We start from the raw sequence: 21,861 nt of genomic DNA on the forward strand, positions 1-21,861 counted from the left end.
CATGGTTCAGGAGCATCACGTCCGGGTTTACCGGAGCGAGGAAAACCTTGCCCGCGAGGATCAGCTGGCGCACAAGATCGCCGTGGTTGCAGCTGATCCCGTCGAGGTAAGCGCGGAGGTGACGGAGATGGTGATCAACCGGATCATCGACAATGCCTCGGTGGCCATCGCGTCGCTGAACCGGGCCCCTATCGTCGCGGCCAGGGCGCAGGCGCTCACGCACGGCCCCAGTACGGGCGGGAAGGGCGCCAGGGTGTTTGGCATTGCGGAACGTGTTTCCCCGGAATGGGCGGCGTGGGCCAACGGCGTTGCGGTCCGCGAACTGGACTACCACGACACGTTCCTCGCAGCGGACTATTCCCACCCGGGGGACAACATCCCGCCGATCCTGGCCGTGGGCCAGCACGTGGGCTCCTCCGGCCGTGACCTGGTCAGGGCGATCGCCACCGGCTATGAGATCCAGGTGAACCTGGTGAAGGCCATTTGCCTGCACGAGCACAAGATCGACCACGTGGCGCACCTCGGCCCGTCGGCGGCCGCCGGGATCGGCACCCTCCTGGGCCTGGATGTGGAGACCATCTTCCAGTCCGTGGGTCAGGGCCTGCACACCACCACTGCCACCCGGCAATCCCGCAAGGGCGAAATTTCCACCTGGAAGGCGCACGCCCCGGCGTTCGCCGGCAAAATGGCCGTAGAGGCGGTGGACAGGTCCATGCGCGGCCAGACGTCGCCGGTGCCCATCTACGAGGGCGAGGACGGTGTGATCGCCTGGCTGCTGGACGGACCGGACGCCTCCTACACGGTCCCGCTGCCGGTACCCGGAGAAGCGAAGCGCGCCATCCTGGACACGTACACCAAGGAACATTCCGCCGAGTACCAGGCCCAGGCCTGGATCGACCTTGCCCGGAAACTGAACCGCGAACACCCCGAGGCCACCGACCCCGCCAACGTGGCCTCCGTGCTCATCAAAACCAGCCACCACACGCACTACGTGATCGGCTCCGGCGCCAACGATCCCCAGAAGTACTCCCCAACGGCCTCGCGGGAAACCCTTGACCACTCCATCCCGTACATCTTCACTGTGGCCCTGCAGGACGGGTCCTGGCATCACGTTGATTCCTACGCCCCCGAACGCGCCGCCCGGCCGGACACCGTGGAACTCTGGCACAAGGTGTCCACCGAGGAAGACCCGGAGTGGACCCGGCGCTACCACTCGCTGGATATCAATGAGAAAGCCTTCGGCGGTTCCGTGGAGATCACCCTGAACGACGGCACGGTCATCACTGACCAGATCGCCGTGGCCGACGCCCACCCGCTCGGCGCCCGGCCGTTCGCCCGCGAGCAGTACGTGCACAAGTTCCGTACCCTTGCCGCCGGGCTCGTTGAGGAGGCCGAAATCGACAGGTTCCTCGCCGCCGTCGAACGCCTGCCCGAACTGGCTGCCGGCGAACTGGACCAGCTGAACATCGAGGCAGCACCGGGGATCATCAACCCCGCAGGCGCACCCAAGGGACTGTTCTAAATGCTGTACTCGGCTGTGACCCCCGAACAGAAACGGATCCGGTTCCGGGAGCTCCTCGCGGCGGATACCATCGCGCAGTTCCCCGGCGCGTTCAACCCGCTCTCGGCCAGGCTGATTGAAGAAAAGGGATTCGAGGGCGTCTACATCTCCGGGGCCGTCCTGGCCAACGACCTGGGCCTGCCGGACATCGGCCTGACCACCCTCACGGAAGTGGCCACGCGCGCCGGCCAGATTGCCCGGATGACGGACCTGCCCGCGATCGTGGACGCTGACACCGGCTTTGGTGAGCCCATGAACGTGGCCCGCACGGTCCAGGAGATCGAAAACGCCGGCCTGGCCGGACTGCACATCGAGGACCAGTTCAATCCCAAGCGCTGCGGGCACCTGGACGGGAAGAACGTGGTGGACCTGGATACCGCCGCCAAACGCATCCGGGCCGCGGCGGACTCCCGCCGGGACCCCAATTTCCTCATCATGGCCCGCACGGACATCCGGGCCGTTGATGGACTTGCGGCCGCGCAGGACCGCGCCAAAGCCCTGGTGGACGCCGGTGCGGACGCGATCTTCCCCGAAGCGATGGCCACGCTGGCCGAGTTCCAGGCCATCCGGGACGCCGTGGACGTGCCCATCCTGGCCAACATGACCGAATTCGGCAAAAGCGAGCTCTTCACCACCACCCAGCTCCAGGGCGTGGGCGTGAACATGGTCATATATCCGGTGACCCTGCTCCGTAGTGCCATGGGCGCTGCCGAGCGTACGCTGGACTCGATCAAGGCGGACGGAACGCAGGAAGCACAGGTTGGCGCCATGCTGACCCGTGCACGGCTGTACGACCTCGTGGACTATGAGGGCTACAACCGGTTCGACTCGGGGGTCTTCAATTTCCAGGTGCCCGGGAAGCACTGACCCGCACCCACCGCCGGCCACGGCCGGCATCCGACAGGCGACAGGAACAAAGGAGTTTCAGCATGGCTGAACAGGACATCAAAAAAGGCCTCGCCGGCGTGGTGGTGGACTACACCTCCGTCTCTGCGGTCAACTCGGACACCAACTCGCTGCTGTACCGCGGGTACCCGGTCCAGGAACTCGCCGCCCGATGCAGTTTCGAGGAGGTGGCCTACCTGCTGTGGAACGGGGAACTGCCTAGCGCGGAGCAGCTGGCGCAGTTCACGGCGCGGGAGAAAGCAGGCCGGGCCCTGGACCCCGTGGTGAAGCAGGTGATCGACGCGTTGCCCGAATCGGCACACCCCATGGACGTCTGCCGGACGGCGGCTTCGGTCCTGGGCGCCCGCCACCCGCAGGCCGAGGACCAGTCCCGCGAGGCCAACATGGCCAAAGCGATCGACCTCTTCGCCGCCATGCCTGCGGTGGTGGCCTACGACCAGCGCCGCCGGCACGGCCAGGACGTGGTGGAACCGCGCGATGACCTGGGCTACTCCGCGAACTTCCTGTGGATGACCTTCGGCGAGGAAGCCGTCCCCGAAGTGGAGGAGGCGTTCAACGTCTCGATGATTCTTTACGCCGAGCACTCCTTCAACGCCTCCACCTTCACCGCCCGGGTGATCACCTCCACCCTCGCGGACCTGCATTCCGCCGTGACGGGTGCCATCGGGGCGCTGAAGGGCGCGCTGCACGGCGGCGCCAACGAGGCCGTGATGCACACCTTCGACGAGATCGGCATCCGCCCGGACGAACCCCTCGAGGAGGCTGCTGCCCGTGCCAAGGCATGGATGGAGGACGCCCTGGCCCAAAAAAAGAAGGTCATGGGCTTCGGCCACCGCGTCTACAAGCACGGGGACTCCCGCGTGCCCACCATGAAGACGGCCCTGGACAAAATGATCGCGCACTATGGCCGGCCCGAGCTGCTGGGGCTGTACCAGGGCCTGGAAACGGCAATGGACGAAGCCAAGGCGATCAAGCCGAACCTGGATTACCCGGCAGGGCCCACGTACCACCTCATGGGGTTCGACACCCACACCTTCACCCCGCTGTTTGTGGCCAGCAGGATCACCGGCTGGACCGCGCACATCATGGAGCAGCTCGAATCAAACTCGCTGATCCGGCCGCTGAGCGAATACAACGGCCCGGCGGAACGGCACCTTCCGTAGGGCCGCGCCGGCTGCGGGAGCCCGACGGCGGTGGGTCACCTTGGATGGTGGCCCGCCGCCGTCGTCGTGAGTCCTGCTACTGGGACAGGCTGAGGCTCAGGACCATCTGCTTCAGGTTCCGGTACTCGGCGGTGGCCATGTACGCGATTGCGTCGGCCATGGTCCGGAAGACCGGCTCATCGGGGGTGTTGTATGCCCGGTCGCCGAAGGTCAACGTACCACCCGGCGCCGCTGTGACCCCGGAGTACATCAGGCAGCTGGTGCTCAGCCGGCCGGTGTCCCTGTCAACCAGGCCCGCCTGGTAGGTGAGCCCGCCGCCAACTGACGTCCGGTCGAGGACGCGGTAGGAGAACCTGACCCCCGCGCCAGAGTCCCAGGCCGCGGCGTAGGGCGCGGAGTCCAATTCCGTGGCCGTATAGGCTTCGGGGCCGCAGGAACCCCCGCGGCCGCCTCCCACGCCGTAGTACAGGTCCGCCACCGTTTTTCCGGTTCCATCCCGCACCTGCACACCCGCTGCGGGGTAACCGGGGGCGCCGGCAGGCACATCCAAGGCAGTCCAGCCGGCCGGGACATCGAAGGACAGCCCGGCAGCGGGACTTGAGAACCTTCCCCAGGCAGCGGCGGGCGGCGTGGGTTCCGCGGCAGGGGAGGGCGCAGCGGTGCTGGGCGCAGGGGCCGGTTGGGACGATGATGCCGGCACTGTGGGTTCCGGGGGTGTGCTGGCCGTTGCACTGGCGCGGGGAGTCGCGGACGGGGTGGCGGCGGAGGTGTTTGCCGGCTCCGGTGCCGCCACGATGGGTCCGAGGTTCAGGGATAGCAGGACGCCGGCAGTTGCTGCCGCCGCGGCCATCGCAGCAAACCCGGTGATCCTGCCGCGGCGTTTCCGCCGCTCAGCCAGCGTTGGGATGTTGGGATACACGCGGTCGGGGGAAGCCTCAAGGCGCGACAACATGGAGCGCAGGGCGTCCTCAGGGTCCGGAGTGGCGGAGTCCTGGCCGAGGGGGTCAGCACCTGCAATGAGTTTCCTGATGTCATCCACGGCTAGGCACTCACTTTCTGTTCGAAGGTTCCCGCGAGGGCGGGCATAAGCCGGCGGAACGCTGCCCTTGCCCTGTGAAGCCGCACCTTGGCCGATGCCGGGGTGCACTGCAGAACCTGCGAAATTTCCGCCATGCTCAGCCCGTCCCAGTACGCCAGTTGGAGGATATCCCGGTCCTTTTCCCGCAGCGCTGCCAGGGCGTCCTCGACGGGCGTGCTGCCATCCTGATTCGTGAACGGTCCCGCGGCGGTGGCCATAAGCTTGCTCTGCAGAGCCTTCTGCCGGTCGCGTCCGCGGTATGCGTTGCCGATCAGGTTGCGGGCCACGCTGAAAAGCCACGGAATCTCCAGGCCGGCCTGCTCGTCCCACTTTTGCCAGGCGACCCGAAAAACGTCCGCCGCCAGCTCTTCGGCAAGCTCCGCTTCATCCACCCGCCTTAGGACGAATTGGTAAATCCTTGGATAGCTGTCCTTATACAAGGCGATAAACGCCAACTCGCGCTCTGAAAGCACGATCCCCCCTGAAGTTCACATTTTGGTTCTGCTTGCAACCGTATAGTTTCCGGCCGGACCGTTCCGGTTACAGTGCTCGGATTTCAATTCCGACGGATTCGAAAACGTCAGCCTGGGGCGCCGAGCGAGGCGTACCGTGCGTTCCTGAGGGCCAGCCCCGGCCCGTCGGAGACAAGGTTGATGGACTCCACGCCGGCCCCGGGAAACACCAGCGACGTCAGGGCCTGTTCGCCTCCGTTGACAAAGACCTCGACGGAGGAATGGTCCACAAAAACCGTCAGGTCCACGCTGCCGTCCCGGGCCGGTGCCCGGGCGGTCCGGCGTTCCGTGAACAGCCGGCCCAGGTTGGTCCCGTCGGCTGGCTGTTTCCGGCTGACGGAAGCCGTCCCCGCGGCGAAGTCGTAGCCGATGGTGGCGTAGACGGCCTCCCCGCGGCCAAGTTGGAGCAGTGCCGTGGCGTCGCCGGCACCCGTTTCGCGGCCGCCGTCGGCTTCCAGGGTCAGGTCCAACCGGTAGGCGCTGCCGTTCACGGCGGGCAGGCCGGCCGTTCCGTCCGGGGTGATGGCTGCCGGCCCCGACGTAACGGGAGGGCCCTCAAGCCCGGCCAGCGCCCGGGCCGGCGTGGAAACCAGAGTCGGTTTGCCCCTGACGGTTTTGAGCCGGAGGTCGCGGACTATGGAGTCCATTCCGCCGTGCCAGTCAGCGGTGGGCAGTTTCCGGGCGTAATCCCAGTTGTTGACCCAACCGATGGCCTGGCGGGACTGCATCCGCTGGCCTTCCGTCAGCCGGGGGTCGTCCCAGGTCACGGCCGCGTAGAAGTCGGAGCCGGCATCCAGCCACTGGTGCCCGTTGCCAGCGGGGGTGAAAGTGGTCCCGTCCCAGCCGCCGGTCCAGTAGGCCACGCCGGTGGTGCCGCCTTCTCCGGCGCCGTTGCCGCTGGCAGCCAGGACCCAGGTTCTTTTGGCTGGGTCGCCGTCGAGATCGAGCTGGAAAAGATCCGGGCATTCCAGCGTGCCCAGGCCGGGCAGTTCAACGCTGGAGGTGTACCGCCAGGACTTGAGGTCCGTCGAGGTGTAGATGCCCAGTTTTCCACCCTCGGCCAACGTCATCAGCCATTGCCCGTTGGCCTCGTCCCGGATGATTTTGGGATCCCGCCAGTGGGTTTCACCGGGATTTTCCATGACGGGATTGGCGTCAAAGGCGGTGAAGCTGTAGCCGCCGTCGGTTGAGTGGAACAGCGACTGCCGCTGGACGCCCTGGTCCTGCTGCGTCAGGACGGCGATCACGGCGCCCTCCCCGAACCCGGCGGTGTTGTTGTAATCCACCACCGTGCTGCCGGTCTCAATGTCGCCCAGTCCATTTTTGTACTTGGGGATGGCAACGCCCTCGTCCTGCCAGGTCACCAGGTCGGTGCTGGTGAGGTGGTACCACTCGGTGCCGTTGCCTTCCGGGTAGTCGGCGTTGTAGAGGTAGTAGTAATGCCAGCGCCCGGCCAGGAAAAAGGGCCGCTGGGGATCGTTCATCCAGTCCTGTCCGGGAGTGATGTGGTACGCCGGGCGGTGCGGGGACGCTCCGGCGGGACGCTCCGGAACAGCCGCGGGGGTGGCCGGTGGGTCCGTTTTGCCCAGATCGGCGAGCATCGCCGCCGTTGCCTCGGGGGTGATGCAGTCAGGCCTGCTGATCTCCCGTTCCCCTGCCTGGCGCGTTGTGCCGTCTTCGCTGGACCGTACAAAATACCTGCCGTTGGTCCGTGCCGCGGCGACCCAGCCGTCCGCGCAGCTGATGCTGCGCAGGTCCTCCGCGCCGGCCGGGTCGACGGGGCCGCCGGCCTCCAGGGTCCGGTCGCCGCCCGCCAGCCAGTACGTCCCGTAGGCGTCCCGGGAGGCTTTGAGGCCGGCCTGGGCTGCTGCGACACTCCCAAGGGCAGTTTCGGCGCTTTCCTGGCCGGCATCAGGTGTTCCGGTGCGGGGCAGGAATGCCAGCAGCCCCACCAGCAGGATGCTGAGGGACAGCGCCACGGCCAGCCAGGTGCTGCGCGTGGCGGTGGCGGGGGAGGGGAGCCAATTCTTGGGCATCGGGACCGTTCGGGGTGAGGCCGGTACCGGCAAAGGAGCGGGGCCGCCTTGAGGGGGTCCCCGCTCCTTCCGGTGTGCGGGCCGGTGCGTCAGGCAGCAGTCCGCCGGGCAGGCTTACTTGTAGAGGCCCTTGCCGCCGACTTTGAGGTTGGTGGGCAGGTAGCCGAAGGGGCCCAGGCCGTTTTTGCCGAAGCTGCGGTCCACTTGTGAGACGCCGTCACGGAAGTTGATCTTGACGGTGGGGGAGAGGGACCCGCCCCGCACGCCGTTGACGTTGTCGATGAACGACTGCACCAGGCCGCCGGGCTGGACGTAGTGCGAGTACGCCTGGAACTGCCGGCCGTTCTGGTTGGGCGTGGGAGCCTCGGGGGATTCCGACGGAAGGTTCAGGTCCGTGGGGGAGCCAAGCGCCAGGCCGCTGTTGTTCATTGGCTGGTAGTCGGAGCGGATGCCGTTGCCCACGAAGCCGTACACGCCGTCGGGGCCGCGCATTCCGGCTGCGTACGTGAACTGGTGGCTGATGGTGAAGAGGTAGTACTTGTTTTTCCCGCCTTCATTCTGGATGAAGATCTGGGGGCGCTCAGTCTGGTCGTTCACGCAGTTGGCGGACAGGATGGGCGGCAGGAACGACCACTTGGTGAGGTCCTTGTTATCCGCCACGGCCAGGCCCACATTGGCGGTCTGGAAGTAGGCGCCGGCGCTGTTGACTTCAGCCACCGATTCGGCCTGCGCGTCACCTGGGCGGTAGCCCAGGTCTTCAGCCTTGCACTTGTAGTCGCCGCGGGTGCCGCCGGTGTTTCCTTCGAACACCATAAACGTCTTGCCGGGGTGCGCCGGGTCGGCGAAGGTGTACGGGTCACGGAACGCGAAGCCGGGGTTCTGCGCCTTGTTCTGGTACATCTTGCCGTCCGGTTCCAGCAGCTTGGTGTGTTCAAAGCCGTCGAACGTGACGCCGTTCTTGTCGGCGTGAATTTTGCCCAGCGCCTTCGCGATCGCCGCATCCGGGGCGATGCCGCCGCCGCCCGCGTTGCGCTCGGCCACGTCGTAGAACGTGGTGGCGGTGTAGAAGACGTTGACCTGGTTGCCCTGCATCAGGCGGGTGGAGCCCGACCATTCGGTGTTGCCGATCGACGCGCCGTCAGCGAAGACGTGGCCGCCGTAGTTCCACTTTTCTGCCGGGTCGGCGTTGGTTTTGCGGAAGAAGTACCCGATCCGGGCGTTCCAGTGGCGCTGGTCGAAGCCGTACCCGGCGTGCCGGTCGGCCACCAGCGAGAAAATGACGTCCCAGCCCTTGTAGCTGATCTGGTTGGCGTTCTCGTCGGTCAGCGACCAGGTGTCCCACACCCAGACGTCGTCGTTCATGGTGGGGAAATCCTCGGGGATTTCCGGCATGGTCACGTCAGGGCTCATGGAGTTCACGCCGGGGGCAACCGCGGGGTCGCTTTGCGCCATGATCTGCTTGGCGTCGGCACGGGTCCACTTGGAGGTGAAGTCCGACGCCGGGTCGAACGCCTGCTGGGAATGCCCGGTGGGGAGGGGGAAGCCCGGCGCCGGGGCCGGCATCTGCTGGCTTGCCGGCGGGTCTGACGGCTCGTTGGCCTGGGCGGCCGGTACGGCGAGGAACGTGGTGACGGCGAAGGCCGCCACCAGTGTCGCTGCGGCTGACCGTTTCCGGAGCCGGTGGGGTTTGTTGGGGTGCGTAAGCATGATGCTCTTCTCGGGGGTTTGTTGCCATGGGTGGAAGAAGGGCTGGTGCCCGGTTCCAGAACTCCGGCATCCCCAAGACAAAGAGCTGCCGCCGGGACGCCTTCGTTGTGGGGTGAAGGGTCGTTGTGCCCTTCGCAGAGGCGGCTGGGGAATCCCTGTGCTGCGCCTGTCAACACCCTAGGCAGAGTTGCGGAAGGGGTTCAAACCTCTTTACCCGGCGGAATTCCGGCGTTAGCGATCACAAAATGTAAGCGCTTGCATTAAGAATCCTGCGCGCGTTGCATGAGCCGCCGTAAGGAGTCAAATATGTCAGGCATCTCCGGAAATTGGGGTCCGGACGGTCCGTTGCGGGTGGCGCAGGCTCAGCCGCCGAGCGCCAGCGCCGCGATCTCCGCTAGCCTGTGGTCCCGGGTTTCCTCGTGTGCGGTAATGGTGATGACGGCGTTCCGGGCTGCGTCCACGATGACGTACTGGCCGTACTTGCCGTCCAGCCGCCAGCTGCCGCCGGGGCCGTCCCAGACGGCCAGGCCGTACCGCTGGTAGGGCGGTCCGCCGCCGGTGTCCACCCAGTGGGAATGCATCCGTTCGATCCACGCGGAGCTGACCAGGTGGCGTCCGTCCCACCGGCCGCCGTCGCGGAGCAGCCGGGCGATCCGCGCGAGTTCTTCCGTGCGCAGTTCCAGTCCGGAACCGCCGACGATCCACCCCTTCGGACAGCGGTGCCACTGGGGGTTGTGGATGCCCAGCGGGTCAAACAGCCGCGGCTGGAGCCAGTCGCGGACATCGCCCACCACGGCGCCGAGCAGGCGCATTGCCACGTAGGTGCTGGCATCCGAGTACTGGAAGGCGGTTCCGGTTCCGGTGGCCGGCCTGCGCAGCATTTCCTGGCCGAGGTCCGGCCAAGGGGCGGGCTCGTGACCGAACCACGCGAAATCGATGCCGCTGGTCATTGTGAGCAGGTGCCCCACGGTGACGTGTTCGACGCCGGGCCCCAGGACCATGCCCGGCAGCAGTTCCGGCACCCGGGAATCCAGGGTCAGGAGGCCGCCGTCGACCGCCATGCCCACGGCCAGCGCGCACACTCCTTTTGACGCCGAGTAGATATTGACCCGGTCATCACTGCGCCACCGGTGCTGTGCCGCCTGGTCACCCACCAGGACGTGGACGCCGTAGGCACCCAGGCCTTCCGCGTCCACGGCGGCCACAACGGAGCCGAGGACTGCGGCGGCGGTTGGCATCTGGCTGGTCTCCTGTCCGGTCAGGCGTGGGCCTGCGCCCGCACCGAAGTGCGTTCCACCGGCGGGCAGTGGATCCTGGTCGGTGCCTCGGCCGGAGCTTCGTCGATGCCCAGCAGGATCCGCACGCCGGCGGCCCCCAGCTCGTAGTGGGGAAGGGACACCGTGGACAGCGGCGGGCGCAGGTGCGCGGCGATCACTTCCTGGTTGTCGAAACCAACCACTGCCAGGTCGTCGGGGATGGACAGGCCGCGTTCGCGCAGCCCGTCATAGAGGCCCATGGCCATACGGTCGTTGTAGCAGTACACGGCCGTGGCGCCCCGTGCCAGGAGCCCGGCCGTGGCGCGGTAGCCGCCCTCCTGGTCCGGGTAGGCCTCCAGCACCAGCTCGGGATCGAACGGGATGCCCGCAGCCGCCAGGGCATCGCGGTATCCCTTCAGCCGGCCGTCCTTGGCCGGAGCCGGGATGGTGGCGTTGATAAAGGCGATCCGGCGGTGGCCGTGACCCACCAGGATGTCCGTGGCTGAGCGGCCGCCCTGCTCCTCGTCGGGGACCACCGCACGTGTGCCGGGTTCCTCCGAGAAGCAGTTGACCAGCACAAACTCCGCTTCGCGGAGCGATTCCGGGATGCTGGTGGCCCTGTGGAACCAGGTGGAGTAGAGGATGCCGCGCACCTTGTACTCAAGCATCATGGCGATTGCGTCCTGCTCAAGCTCGGTGTTGCCTTCGGTGTTGGCGATCAGCAACGCGTACCCGTGCTTCCAGGCCTCATCCTGGGCGCCGTGGATGATCTGGCCGGCGAACGGGGTGGTGGCGACGCCGTCCGCCACCAGGCCGATGAAGCGTGAGGTGCCGCTGACCAGGTTCTTGGCCATCGCGTTGGGGCGGTAGCCGAGCGCCCGGATGGCGTCCTTAACGCGCTGGCGGGTTTCTTCCGCGATCCGAGCCCCTTTTTTCCTGTTCACCACCAGGGAGACGGTGGCGGTGGAGACCCCGGCGGCCTCCGCGACTTCCCGGAGGGTTGCGGGGTGGCTGCGTTCCGGCGGCTGGACCGGGCGCGGCAAGGGGGCCGGCTCACCGGAACTTTTCGTCTCTGAAATCATCTGCCCTCCGTCAGGAGTATATCCGTCAGTTGTGGGACTCATCCCTTGTTCGCCCCGCTCTCCAGGCCCTGGATCATGGCCTTGTTCAGGACCAGGAACACCAGCAGCAGGGGGGTGATGGTGACGCAGACGGCGGCAAAGGTGGCAGTCCAGTCGACTTTGCCCATGGCCCCGATGTAGTTCTGCAGCCCCAGCGGAATGGTCTTGAGGTCCTCGGACAGGACAAAGGTGTTGGCGAAGATGAAGTCGTTCCAGATGAAGATGCTGTTGACCAGCACCACGGTGACCACAGTGTTTACGGACAGCGGCAGCGTGATGAGCCCGAAGATCCGGTACGGGCCGGCGCCGTCCAGGGACGCGGCCTCATAGGTTTCGCGGGGGATGTATTCGAAGAATGAGGAGAAGAGGTAGATGGACATGGGCAGGGAGAACCCGGCGAGCGGGATGATCATGGACTGGTAGGTGTCCAGCAGGTTCACGGCGGAGTAGTCGATGAACAGCGGCACCAGGGCAATCTGGACCGGGACGATGATTCCGACCATAAAGAGGCCCCGGATGATCCTGCTGTGCCGAAAACCGAGGACCTGGAGGGCGTAGGCGGCCATCATGCCGAACAGGACAATCAGGATGTTGGCGCCCATGGTGACAATGAAGCTGTTCAGGATGTTCCTGCCCAGGTCCCCTGTCTCGAATGCCCTGGCGTAGTTCTCCCAGGTCAGCGAGCTTGGCAAGGCGAACGGGTCCCCGGAGGCGAAGTCCTGTTCGGTGCGCAGGCTGGTCAGGAACAGCCAGGCGAGGGGGTACACCTGGACGATGACGATGAGCATGATCAGCACGCGGGACAGGGTGCGGGAAAGGCTCGGTTTGCGGCGCCGGCGCACGGCGACGGGGCTGGGCGGCCGGATGGTGGGTGGGGCGGCCGGGCTGGTCTGGGCGATCATTAGTCTGCCTTCCGCTTGAGCAGGAAAAGGATGAGGCCGACGGCGACGAGGCACTCGATCACGATGAAGACGGAGATGGTGCTGGCGTAGCCGAAGTCGGTGCTGGTGAACGCCGTTTTGTACATGTACGTGGTCAACAGCTCGGAGGATTGGCCGGGCCCGCCGTTGGTCATCAGGTAAGGGATGTCGAAGCCGCGGAGCCCGTACGTGGTTGCCATGATGGTGGTGGTGATCCAGACGGGCCGGATGTACGGGAACCGGATTTTGGTGAACAGGGTCCACTTCGAGGCGCCGTCCAGGACGGCCGCTTCCTCGAGTTCCTTGGGGACGGCGATCAGTGCGGCGTAGATGATGAGCATGTACAGCCCGGTGAAGCGCCAACCCTCCGGTGCGGAGACGGCGGCCAGGACGGTGTTGACGTCCGAGAGCCAGGGCCGCTCCAGGCTGCCGAGCCCGATCCAGTGCAGCAGCTGGTTCAGCAGCCCCACGGGGTCGATCGAGTAGATCCGGACAAACAGGAAGGCGATGGCGACGGTGGAGATCACGGCGGGAAGCAGGTAGAGCGTTTTGATGAGCTCCCGGCCCCGTCGCAGGGACGTGAGCAGGCTGGCCACCACCAGGGCCCCGCCCAGCTGCAGGACCAGGCAGATGGCCAGGTAGACCAGGGCGTTGAGGAAAGCGCGCCAGAAGATATCGTCGGCGACGAACATCCGGACGTAGTTGTCCAGGCCAACGAATTCCATGTCGCTGATGCCGTTCCAGGAGAAGAAGCTCAGGAACAGGGACTGGAGGATGGGAAAAAGGACGGCTGCGCAGTAGAGCAGCAGGGGCGGGAGCAGGAAGACGAGGACCGATGTCCGTGACCTGTTGGGAAGCATGGCGGGCCTTTCGGACGGGGGACCAAATGATCCCCCGCCGCTGTGGTTACTTGAAGAACTTGGGGGCGTTCTGCCCGATTGCCTTGTCCATGGTTTCGGTGAACTGGGCGGGGGTGATGTCGCCCTGGACCAGGAGGACGAGTTCCTGCTGCAGCCTGCCGTTGGTGGTGGGGTCCAGCTGGGTGTCCCACGGCATGGCCTGCTTGGCGCCGAGGTTGTTGGCCTGCTCCAGCGCTTTTTTGTACAGCGGGGTGGCGTTGGCAGGAACGGCGGTTTCGACGTCGGTGGTGGGCGACAGTGCGCCGGTGGCGGCGTATTCGGCGGGGTACTTCTGCAGTGCGAATTTCAGGAAGTCGCTTACCAGCGGATCGTAGGTCTTGGTGTTCACGGCCATGCCGATGCCGGAGGGGGAAACGAACTCGTTGGCCGCCGTCGCCGATCCGCTGGTGGTGGGCAGGGTGAAGAAGTCGATGTCGTCGCGGACTGCCGGGTTCAGCTTGTCCGTGGCGAGGCTGGGCAGCTCCCAGGTTCCGATGTTGTACATCGCCGCCTCACCGTTGGTGAACAGGTTCTGCGCGTCGGAGTAGCCCTGGGCGGAGAAGCCCTCCTGGAAGCAGTCCGCCTTGCCCAGGTCTGCCATCCAGTTGACGGTTTTCTGTCCGGCTGCATCCGCAAAGGCGGCGTCGCCCTTCTTCAGCTGCTGGACAAAGTCCGGTCCGGCTTCCCGGAACGGCTGGTACGCCACATAGCGCTCCAGCGGCCACTGGTCCTGGCCGTCAATGGCGATCGGGGTGATCCCCGCGCTGCGCAACGCGGTGCACATGGCCGGAATATCGTCCAGCGAGGTGGGCACGGAGACGCCCGCCTTTTGCAGCAGTGCCTTGTTGTACCAGATAAATTCGAGCTCGAACTGGAACGGAATCATAAAGAGGGAGCCGTCGTCGAACCGCTGGTAGTCCAGGGCGCCGGGGCGGTAGCTGTCGTAGAGGTCCAATGACTTCAGCAGCTTTTCGGCGTCGACCATCTTGCCCTGCCCGGCCAGCTGCTGGGCGAAGGGGGTGGCGTCGGTGTCGAACAATTCCGGGAGTTTGTTGGCTGCGGCCAGGGTTTCCAGTTTCTGGATGTAGGACGGCCGGTCCGGGGTGGTGATGAGGTTCAGCTCGAACCCCGGGTGGTCCTTTGCGTAGTCATCGGCGAGCTTCTTCATGATGTTGATGACGGCGCCATCGGCGGGCCGGGACAGCAGCCACGATATTTCGCGCGGTTTGATCTCACCGGTGGGCGCTACGTTGGCGGGGTCGGCGGAACTACCGCCACCCCCGCAGGCAGTCAGGGCCAGGGCGGTGGCGGCTGCGACGGCGGCAGCGCGGAACAGTTTCTTCATTGCGGCAATCTCCCTTGATTGGAACGGAGGGTGGGGTGGGGTGCGGGTCTTCAGTTGTTGGTGCGCCGGCGCACTTCAAAGTCGGTGACGGTGACGGAACCTTCGCCGGCAAACACGCCGATCCGTCCTGTGGGCAGGTCGTAGATCCTGGTGCTCAGGGCCACCTGGCCGTCCACGGTGGCCACGCAGAGGTCGCCATCAACAACCACCTCCAGGGTGTGGAGTCCGGCGCTGAGCCTGCAGGGTCGCTCCAGTTCCAGCGCGAAAGGCACGTCGCCCGAGACCTGCCATTGGGCGTCGCCGGTGCGGGTCCGCGGCCACCGGTCAAAGACCAGCCGGCCACGCTTCGGTTCCAGGCGCAGGACGTAGGAGTGGTCGCCGTCCGCGCCGGCCCGCAGCAGGAGGCCGCATTCGGTGGTGCCGGCGGCGATGTCCAGGACCGCCTTCGCGTAGAACTGGGCGGGCAGGTCCTGGTCCGAAACGAGCGCCTCGTAGCCGTCCGGTACGTCGAGCCGGGCTGGCAGCGCGCGGTCGAAAGTTACGGGGACCTCGTCCCAGAAGCTTTCCACCACCTCGTCGGCGAGGCCGAATCCCAGCGTCCCGTCGGCGTTCTGGCGCATCTCCAGGACGGCCATGGTGCCCGCCCACTGCCAGGGTCCGGCGTCGTGGTTTCCTTCCTTGCTGGCGATCCAGCCGAAAAGGAATCGCCGGCCGTCCCGGGCCGCCGATTTTGAGGCGTAGAACGCGCGGCCGTCGATGCTGTCCTGCGCCGGCACGGTCCACGGACCGTCGGGGCTGGTGGCCATCCGGTACCGGGTGGTGAAGCTTTCGGAGAATTCGGAGTAGACCATGTACCACCAGCCGCCCCAGGCAAACACGTCGGGGCATTCGTGGGTGATGTAGCGGCGCGGGTCCCAGAACGGTTCGGTGTGCCGCCACGTGAGCAGGTCGTCGGAGACGCACTGGGCGATGACGCCGCGGCGGCGCCCGGGGCCGGACCCGTGCCGTGCTGCCAGCAGCATCCGCCACGGACCCTGGCTGCCGTCGCGGAACACAAAGGGATCGCGCCAGTCGCCGGGTTCATAGCCGGCAGGTGCCCCGAATGTCAGCTCCGGGTGCTTGACCCAGGTCTGCATTCCGTCAGTGCTGGTGGCGTGCATGGCCAGCTGCAGCGGCAGGCCGTCCGGTCCCAGGTTGTCCGGGTTCTGCCCGGTGTAAAAGACGTGGTGGACTCCCGCATCGTCCAGCACGATGCTGCCGGTGTAGGCATTGAAGTCCAGGTCCGTGCTGCTGCCATGGGGGAGCGATACGCCGTGGTCCTGGAACTGCGTAAGGTCCTTGGTGGTGACCAGGTGCCAGGCCGTCCCGGGCTTGGGATCGGTGCGGACCTCGTGAAGGTAAAAGAGCCAGAATTCGCCGTCCTTCTCGAACGGGATCAGGTCTCCCACCCATCCATCGGCGGGCTGGAAAAAGACTGGATGATTCATCGGCGCTGACGTCCATTCTGCTAAAGCGTTTGATCACTCAAAGGCTAGCGCCGGGCCCACGTTTGATCAAGCGTTTTAGCAAACTTCTTTTGGGCCCTGAAGCCGGGCTGATTAAACGCTTGATCAAGACGCTGTCTGCGCAGCCGGGATCGGAGCCGCCACCCTCTCCTGGAACCGCCGTCCGGGAGTTCGCTCGGGGCTGGTGGTGTGGTGCGGGCGTGCTCGTTTACGGCCGGGCGCTGCTGCGGCAGGGCGGGCTGGCAGGGCCGCGGTCAGACTTCCAAGTGGCTGTAGTCCGGCAGCTCGATCTTGTCCGCAGGAGGCGTAAAGAGCCGGCTGCCCACCCTGCCTGCGAACGGAGTCGCGGCAATCTTCAGGGCCAGGCCAAACACGGCAATGCCCAGCCGGCTTTTTGGGTTGGCGGCGCGTGGCGTGCCCGGCGGCAACTGCTGCGCCTGATTCACGTACGGGCGCATGATCCGTTCGTACCCGGCGAACGCGTCCAGGTGGTGGCGGTGTGCTGCAAGTTCGCCCGCGAGGACGTAGGCCCCGGTGATCGCCAGGCTTGTCCCCATTCCGCTGACCGGTGAGGCGCAGTACGCCGCATCACCCAGCAAGGCCACCCGTCCGTTCGACCACCGTGGGGCGAGCACCTGGCCGACTGATTCAAAATACAGGTCATCGGCGTCGTCAAGCGCGGCAAGGATACGCCCCGTTTCCCAGCCGGCGTCGCCGAACTGCGCACGCAGCCTGGCTCGCTGCTGCTCCAGGGTGCGGGAGCCGGCTTCCCGGCGGCCCTTGTCGGTAATGCGGTTCAGGGTGGCGCGGATGGTGCCTTGGCTGTCAGGCCGTAAGGTGACGGACCGCCCGCCGGGGGCGTTGTACCAGCGCCACCAGTCGTCGTCGGCGGCGGTCCGCGGGATGGTGGCGTAGGTGATCTCCAGGCCCAGGGGGCGGATTTCGGCTTCGTCCCCGAACGCCAGCTGCCGGGTGCCGGAGCCGATGCCGTCAGCCGCGACCACCAGGTCGAATCGTTCGTCGGGGGAGTTTTCGAAGCTGACCGTGACGCCATCACCGTCGTCCCGGATGCCGGTGAGGCTGTCGCGGAAGCGGTAGTCAGTGTTGGGTTGGGTGCAGTCGACGAGGATTTCCGCCAGGTCGCCGCGCAGGATTTCCAGTTCCGCCGTGGCGCCCCCTGAATCTGAGGTTCCGGCCGGGAACTCCGCCACTGTTTGCCCCCCGGGGCCCAGGAACCGCGTGCCCACTTCCCCGGTGGTTGCGGCCCGGATGCTGTCCTCGAGGCCCATGCGCCGCGAGACTTCCCGGCCGGCCCCGCGGACGTCGACGTTTTGCCCGCCCCGCCGCAGTTCCGGGGCGCGCTCCACAACTGTGGGCTCGAAGCCACACCGGTGCAGCCAAAACGCCAGCGCGGGTCCGGCAATGCTTGCTCCGGCGATCAGGACTCGTGGTCCGGGCATAATTCCTCGATTTTCAGGGGGAGGGGGCGTGCGCGAATTGGATAAAGGCACGTGGACCGGAATCAATAAAGCGTATTCTCCGGCGGGTGCGCCACGAGGAACACATCCACGGCGTCCTCGCGCTCAAGTTCAAAACCGTGGCGCTCGTAGAGCCGCCGGGCCGGGCTGCCCTGCAGGACGTTGAGCCGGAACGGCCGGCCATCGGCGTGTGATTCCATCACGGCGGCCAGGACCGCGCCGCCCAGGCCCTTGCCCTGCTGGTCGGGGGCCAGGTAAAAATGCTCAACCCACAGCCCGTCAGGTTCGGGGCGGACGGCGATGGCACCCACGCCGGTTCCGTCCGCCTCGATCACGAAGGTGTGGCCGGGCACAAAGCCGGCCAGGAACCTTTGCCGCACCCGCACGGGATCAAACCGGCCCAGCCGCTCAAGGTCGGGGCGGAGCACCACGGCGCGGAGCCCGGCGATCCAGTCGGCATCGGCGGGACGGCTGGGGCGGAGGGACCAGTCCGGAAGCATACGGCCATTCAACCGCAACGGACCGGCATGGCCGAAACTCAGTTGAGCTTCCCGGCCAGCCGCTCCCGCATGGTGACGCTGGCGGAGTTCAGCCCGATCAGTTCCACCTCGCGGCCGTGCCGCCTGTATTTTTCGGTGACGGCATCAAGGACGGCGATGGTGGAGGCGTCCCACAGGTGGGAGGCGTGCAGGTCCACCACCACGCGGGCGATGTCCGGCGATGCGTCCAGGGCGTAGTCGAACTGTGTGTAGAGGTCGTTGGAGGAGGCGAAGAACAGCTCTCCGTCCACCGTGTAGGTGGCCACATTTTCGCCGTTGAGTTCCAGGACCGTCCGGTCGACAGTCACAAAGTGCGCCACCCGCCGGGCAAACATGGCCATGGCGGCGAGGACCCCTGCGCCCACGCCGATGGCGAGGTTGTGGGTGGCCACCACTACGGCCACGGTGATGACCATCACGGCGGTCTCCGACTTCGGCATCCGGCGCAGGGTCCGCGGCGCAATGGAGTGCCAGTCGAAGGTGATGGCGGAAATGAAGACCATCACGGCCACCAGCGCAGCCATGGGGATCAGCCCCACCACGTCGCCCAGGACCACCACCAGGACCAGGAGGAAGACGCCGGCCAGAAAGGTGGAGACCCGGCTCCTGGCCCCGGAGCCCTTCACGTTGATCATGGTCTGCCCAATCACGGCGCAGCCGCCCATCCCGCCGAAGAAGCCGGTGACGATATTGGCCACACCCTGGCCCCAGGACTCCCGGGTCTTGTTGGAGCGGGTGTCTGTGATGTCATCCACCAGCTTGGCCGTCATCAGGGATTCCAGCAGCCCCACCAGCGCCATGGACAACGCGAAGGGGGCGATGATCTGGAACGTTTCCCAGGTCAGGGGCACGTTGGGAACAAACAGGGACGGCAGGCTCTCCGGCAGCTGCCCCTTGTCCTGCACCGTGGGGACGTCGACGCCGGCCACCACGGCGAGGAGGGTGAGTACCACGATGGCCGCCAAAGGCGAGGGGACCGCCGTGGTGATCCGGGGCAGGCCCACCACGATCAGCAGGCCAGCCGCCACCAGCGGGTAAACCATCCACGGCACCCCGAAAAGCTCCGGCAGCTGTGCCATGAACACCAGGATGGCCAGCGCATTAACAAACCCCACCATCACCGAGCGGGGGATGAAGCGCATGAGTTTGGTGACCCCGGCGACGGCCAGCAGGATCTGGAAAACGCCGGCCAGGATCACTGCGGCAATCAGGTAATCCAGCCCGTGGCTGCGCATCAGCGGCGCGATCACCAGCGCCACCGCCCCGGTGGCAGCGGAAATCATTGCCGGGCGGCCGCCCACAAACGAAATGGTCACCGCCATGGTGAACGACGCGAACAGGCCAATGCGCGGATCAACGCCGGCGATCACCGAAAACGCGATGGCCTCCGGGATCAGCGCCAGGGCCACCACCAGCCCGGCCAGGGCCTCCGTCTTCAGTCGCCGTGGCGAACGCAGCGTGGCGCGGACTGATTGCAGCTGATGCGGCGGGACCGTTGCCTGCGTGGTGGTTGGCGCGGCCATTACTGGCTCCGTTCGGAATCGGGATGGGCTGGCGGGCGGCGGCCGGTCACCGGCGATGCCGGGAAGGGGCGGTTGTGCGCCGGGGTGGCCTGTACGGCCGGAAGCTAAACCCTACCCTAACGTAATGGTAGGGTTTAGGCCGAATGTAAGGAGCAGAAGATGGACACCATGCACATCGGCGAGCTGGCCGAACGGACGGGCCTGTCCCTGCGCACCATCCGCCACTACGACGAGGTGGGCCTGCTGCCGGCCGCAGCCCGCACCGATGGCGGCTTCCGGGTCTACACCGAGGATGACTTCGGCCGGCTGATGGTGATCCGCCAGATGAAGCCGCTGGGCTTTTCGCTGGAGGAGATGGCGGACATGCTGGCCCTCCTGAAGCCCGACGGCGGCACCGCCGGCGGGGAAGCGGCCACCGGCGGTGCCGCCGCGGAAAAGCTGGCCGGCTACCTGGGGAAGGCCATCCACGAGCGGGAAAAGATGGTGCGGAACCTCGCCCAGGCCGACGAACTGATCGAACGGCTCCGCTCCGGGGCCTGAACCGGCGTGGGGCCGCCGCGCGGGCCCGGCCGGCATCGCGGCACGTGTTGCCGAATTGTGCCTTTCCACAGCGGCCCGCCCGGGCCGCGGCAGGGAGCCTGCTGGTAAAATGGCCGGGTTGCGGAGGGCCGTAATGCGCGTCCACCCAGCGCCGTAACGAAGTAGGGGACCAACACAATATGACGGCAGGCGGGTCACACCTCGGGACTTCGGAGAGCACGGCGGGCGCACCTGCCGCCGCCTCCGCACCCGTAAAGCGCCGCGCCTACGTTGCCACCCTTGAAGGGTTCGTCGGCGCCCTGATGATGTTCGTAGGCTCCATCGGCACCGGCTGGATCGCCAACGGCTCGCCCATGATCCGCCAACCCGTGGTCATCGCCCTCCGCACCGAAGGCTGGGGCGTCACCGTATCCACCGTGCTGCTCACGGTGGGGGCCATGCTGCTGATCCGCTCCTGGCTGCGGCTGGGGCAGCGGCTGGGGGACTGGGGTACCCGGTCCCTGCGGTCAGTGGTGATCGCCATTTCGGCGTGGTCCTTGCCGCTGCTTTTCTGCGTGCCCGTGTTTTCCCGGGATGTCTATGCCTACACGGGGCAGGGGCGGCTGGTCATGGAAGGCCAGGACCCCTACGAGGTGGGCATTTCCACCCTCAACAACTGGTTCGCGCTCGGCGCGGACCCGGCCTGGGCCGAAAACCGGACTCCCTACGGGCCCTACTTCCTCTGGCTTGCCCGCGGCGTGGTGGGACTGACCGGAGCCCAGCCTGACATCTCGGTCCTGCTGTTCCGGTTGCTGGCCGGCGTCGGGGTGGTCCTGTGCGTGATCTACGTGCCCAAACTGGCGGAGCTGCACGGCATCAACGGCGCCCGCGCCCTGTGGATCTCCGTGGCCAACCCGTTGTTCCTCATCAGTTTCATTGCCAGCGCCCACAACGATGCCCTGATGGTTGGCCTGGCCGTGGCCGGGGTCTACTTCGCGGCCACGCGCCGCTACATCCTGGGCATATTGTTGGTCACCGCATCCATCGGCATCAAGCCCATCACCATCCTGCTGCTGCCCTTCATCGGCGTGATGTGGGCCGGGCCCGGCGCCACCTGGCTGCGGAAATTCCTGATCTGGGGAGCTACGGCAGCCATCAGCTTCGGTGTGCTGGCCCTCAGCGGGATACCCTACAACCTGGGCATGGGCTGGACCTGGGCCATCCTGGACTCAACGCCCGGCTACACCGGCTATTCGCCGTCGGGCTTCCTGGGCCAGCAGGTGGAGTTCCTGGGCAACGTCCTGGGACTGCCCGGCGGGACCTTCGCCGACCTGCTCCGGACCGGAATGAAGTGGGCGGCTATCGGCCTGGTCCTGCTGCTGATGTTCCGCGGCGACTACTCCCGGGCGGTGCGCCGGATGGCCCTGGCGTTCGCCGCCGTCGTGATGCTTTCGCCCATCATCCAGCCCTGGTACATCCTCTGGTTCGTGCCGCTCCTGGCCGTCACGGGGATCCGGGACGACTGGCAGATCAGGTCCCTCTACGTGGGGGTGACCTTCTTTGTGGTGTTCGGCGCGCAGGACCAGCTGTCCGTCTGGTCATTTGTGGAGCTGCCCATCGATGCCTCGTCACTGGCGTTTGTGACGGCGCTGGCCTTCACTTTCTACCTGTTGTTCCTTGATGTCCACACCAGGACGCTGCTGATCGATGGCAGGCCGCTGGACCTGGCCAAACGCGCGTGGCAGTGGCTGCTGGCCAAACGGACCAGCCTGCAGCGCACCGGCACGCCCTAG

The 21,861-nt window shown here is 66.4% G+C and carries 18 protein-coding genes; 5 read left to right on the plus strand and 13 right to left on the minus strand.

What is annotated here, in order from left to right; translation table 11 throughout:
- Position 1 precedes the first annotated feature (1 nt).
- The 3 genes from ASF72_RS13045 (at position 2) to ASF72_RS13055 (ending at position 3,630) form a co-directional block, all read left to right on the plus strand.
- Positions 2 to 1,522, plus strand: coding sequence for an MmgE/PrpD family protein (locus tag ASF72_RS13045; RefSeq protein ID WP_056599474.1), 1,521 nt, complete (start codon positions 2 to 4; stop codon positions 1,520 to 1,522).
- Positions 1,523 to 2,428, plus strand: coding sequence for a methylisocitrate lyase (gene prpB, locus ASF72_RS13050; RefSeq protein WP_056599477.1), 906 nt, complete (start codon positions 1,523 to 1,525; stop codon positions 2,426 to 2,428). It begins immediately after the preceding gene.
- Between the two features lie 62 nt (positions 2,429 to 2,490).
- Positions 2,491 to 3,630 carry a bifunctional 2-methylcitrate synthase/citrate synthase gene (locus ASF72_RS13055; RefSeq protein ID WP_056599480.1) on the plus strand — a complete coding sequence of 380 codons (1,140 nt, stop codon included), beginning with the start codon at positions 2,491 to 2,493 and terminating at the stop codon, positions 3,628 to 3,630.
- A gap of 76 nt (positions 3,631 to 3,706) precedes the next feature.
- Here the strand turns inward: ASF72_RS13055 and ASF72_RS13060 are convergent, their stop codons facing one another.
- The 13 genes from ASF72_RS13060 to ASF72_RS13120 form a co-directional block, all read right to left on the minus strand.
- Positions 3,707 to 4,669, minus strand: coding sequence for a hypothetical protein (locus ASF72_RS13060; protein WP_056599483.1), 963 nt, complete (start codon positions 4,667 to 4,669; stop codon positions 3,707 to 3,709).
- Positions 4,670 to 4,671: 2 nt separating this feature from the next.
- Complete coding sequence (locus ASF72_RS13065) at positions 4,672 to 5,181, minus strand: RNA polymerase sigma factor (protein ID WP_056599486.1); 510 nt, start codon at positions 5,179 to 5,181, stop codon at positions 4,672 to 4,674.
- A gap of 107 nt (positions 5,182 to 5,288) precedes the next feature.
- Entirely contained in the window at positions 5,289 to 7,256 is a 1,968-nt protein-coding gene (locus ASF72_RS13070) for a glycoside hydrolase family 32 protein (RefSeq protein WP_056599489.1), read from the minus strand.
- Positions 7,257 to 7,370: 114 nt separating this feature from the next.
- Positions 7,371 to 8,963, minus strand: a complete 1,593-nt coding sequence (locus ASF72_RS13075) for a glycoside hydrolase family 68 protein (RefSeq protein WP_050686882.1) — start codon at positions 8,961 to 8,963, stop codon at positions 7,371 to 7,373.
- Between the two features lie 362 nt (positions 8,964 to 9,325).
- The gene (locus tag ASF72_RS13080) at positions 9,326 to 10,201 is read right to left on the minus strand and encodes a serine hydrolase domain-containing protein (RefSeq protein ID WP_056599492.1); all 876 of its coding nucleotides are present in this window, start codon (positions 10,199 to 10,201) and stop codon (positions 9,326 to 9,328) included.
- A 20-nt stretch (positions 10,202 to 10,221) separates the two neighbouring features.
- The gene (locus ASF72_RS13085; protein ID WP_082484250.1) at positions 10,222 to 11,301 is read right to left on the minus strand and encodes a LacI family DNA-binding transcriptional regulator; all 1,080 of its coding nucleotides are present in this window, start codon (positions 11,299 to 11,301) and stop codon (positions 10,222 to 10,224) included.
- Between the two features lie 38 nt (positions 11,302 to 11,339).
- On the minus strand, positions 11,340 to 12,242 hold the full coding sequence (locus ASF72_RS13090; RefSeq protein ID WP_056599495.1) for a carbohydrate ABC transporter permease: 903 nt from the start codon (positions 12,240 to 12,242) through the stop codon (positions 11,340 to 11,342).
- A complete protein-coding gene (locus ASF72_RS13095) occupies positions 12,242 to 13,120 on the minus strand; it encodes a carbohydrate ABC transporter permease (RefSeq protein ID WP_050686875.1) in 879 nt (292 codons plus the stop codon). The genes ASF72_RS13090 and ASF72_RS13095 overlap by 1 nt, the downstream gene beginning before the upstream one ends.
- A 46-nt stretch (positions 13,121 to 13,166) precedes the next feature.
- Entirely contained in the window at positions 13,167 to 14,504 is a 1,338-nt protein-coding gene (locus ASF72_RS13100) for an ABC transporter substrate-binding protein (protein ID WP_056599498.1), read from the minus strand.
- 50 nt (positions 14,505 to 14,554) lie between these two features.
- A complete protein-coding gene (locus tag ASF72_RS13105; RefSeq protein WP_056599501.1) occupies positions 14,555 to 15,991 on the minus strand; it encodes a GH32 C-terminal domain-containing protein in 1,437 nt (478 codons plus the stop codon).
- Positions 15,992 to 16,263: 272 nt separating this feature from the next.
- Positions 16,264 to 17,469: an FAD-dependent monooxygenase gene (locus ASF72_RS13110; protein WP_056599505.1), complete on the minus strand. Its 1,206-nt coding sequence runs from the start codon at positions 17,467 to 17,469 to the stop codon at positions 16,264 to 16,266.
- A 62-nt stretch (positions 17,470 to 17,531) separates the two neighbouring features.
- Complete coding sequence (locus tag ASF72_RS13115) at positions 17,532 to 17,987, minus strand: GNAT family N-acetyltransferase (RefSeq protein WP_056599508.1); 456 nt, start codon at positions 17,985 to 17,987, stop codon at positions 17,532 to 17,534.
- A 38-nt stretch (positions 17,988 to 18,025) separates the two neighbouring features.
- Positions 18,026 to 19,549 (minus strand): SulP family inorganic anion transporter, encoded by a 1,524-nt coding sequence (locus ASF72_RS13120; RefSeq protein ID WP_056599510.1) that lies wholly within the window; start codon positions 19,547 to 19,549, stop codon positions 18,026 to 18,028.
- A gap of 159 nt (positions 19,550 to 19,708) precedes the next feature.
- Here ASF72_RS13120 and ASF72_RS13125 point away from each other — a divergent pair, with 159 nt between their 5' ends.
- Positions 19,709 to 20,089 (plus strand): MerR family transcriptional regulator, encoded by a 381-nt coding sequence (locus ASF72_RS13125; protein ID WP_050686864.1) that lies wholly within the window; start codon positions 19,709 to 19,711, stop codon positions 20,087 to 20,089.
- A gap of 179 nt (positions 20,090 to 20,268) precedes the next feature.
- Positions 20,269 to 21,861, plus strand: coding sequence for a polyprenol phosphomannose-dependent alpha 1,6 mannosyltransferase MptB (gene mptB / locus ASF72_RS13130; RefSeq protein ID WP_056599513.1), 1,593 nt, complete (start codon positions 20,269 to 20,271; stop codon positions 21,859 to 21,861).

The organism is Arthrobacter sp. Leaf141, assembly GCF_001424565.1.
Lineage (GTDB): Bacteria > Actinomycetota > Actinomycetes > Actinomycetales > Micrococcaceae > Arthrobacter.

Bases quoted from the DNA above. Each gene is read 5' to 3' on its own strand.
- ASF72_RS13045 (WP_056599474.1), top strand. From the start codon at position 2: ATGGTTCAGGAGCATCACGTCCGGGTTTACCGGAGCGAGGAAAACCTT.
- prpB (WP_056599477.1), top strand. From the start codon at position 1,523: ATGCTGTACTCGGCTGTGACCCCCGAACAGAAACGGATCCGGTTCCGG.
- ASF72_RS13055 (WP_056599480.1), top strand. From the start codon at position 2,491: ATGGCTGAACAGGACATCAAAAAAGGCCTCGCCGGCGTGGTGGTGGAC.
- ASF72_RS13070 (WP_056599489.1), bottom strand. From the start codon at position 7,256: ATGCCCAAGAATTGGCTCCCCTCCCCCGCCACCGCCACGCGCAGCACC.
- ASF72_RS13075 (WP_050686882.1), bottom strand. From the start codon at position 8,963: ATGCTTACGCACCCCAACAAACCCCACCGGCTCCGGAAACGGTCAGCC.
- ASF72_RS13080 (WP_056599492.1), bottom strand. From the start codon at position 10,201: ATGCCAACCGCCGCCGCAGTCCTCGGCTCCGTTGTGGCCGCCGTGGAC.
- ASF72_RS13085 (WP_082484250.1), bottom strand. From the start codon at position 11,301: ATGATTTCAGAGACGAAAAGTTCCGGTGAGCCGGCCCCCTTGCCGCGC.
- ASF72_RS13090 (WP_056599495.1), bottom strand. From the start codon at position 12,242: ATGATCGCCCAGACCAGCCCGGCCGCCCCACCCACCATCCGGCCGCCC.
- ASF72_RS13095 (WP_050686875.1), bottom strand. From the start codon at position 13,120: ATGCTTCCCAACAGGTCACGGACATCGGTCCTCGTCTTCCTGCTCCCG.
- ASF72_RS13100 (WP_056599498.1), bottom strand. From the start codon at position 14,504: ATGAAGAAACTGTTCCGCGCTGCCGCCGTCGCAGCCGCCACCGCCCTG.
- ASF72_RS13105 (WP_056599501.1), bottom strand. From the start codon at position 15,991: ATGAATCATCCAGTCTTTTTCCAGCCCGCCGATGGATGGGTGGGAGAC.
- ASF72_RS13110 (WP_056599505.1), bottom strand. From the start codon at position 17,469: ATGCCCGGACCACGAGTCCTGATCGCCGGAGCAAGCATTGCCGGACCC.
- ASF72_RS13115 (WP_056599508.1), bottom strand. From the start codon at position 17,987: ATGCTTCCGGACTGGTCCCTCCGCCCCAGCCGTCCCGCCGATGCCGAC.
- ASF72_RS13120 (WP_056599510.1), bottom strand. From the start codon at position 19,549: ATGGCCGCGCCAACCACCACGCAGGCAACGGTCCCGCCGCATCAGCTG.
- ASF72_RS13125 (WP_050686864.1), top strand. From the start codon at position 19,709: ATGGACACCATGCACATCGGCGAGCTGGCCGAACGGACGGGCCTGTCC.
- mptB (WP_056599513.1), top strand. From the start codon at position 20,269: ATGACGGCAGGCGGGTCACACCTCGGGACTTCGGAGAGCACGGCGGGC.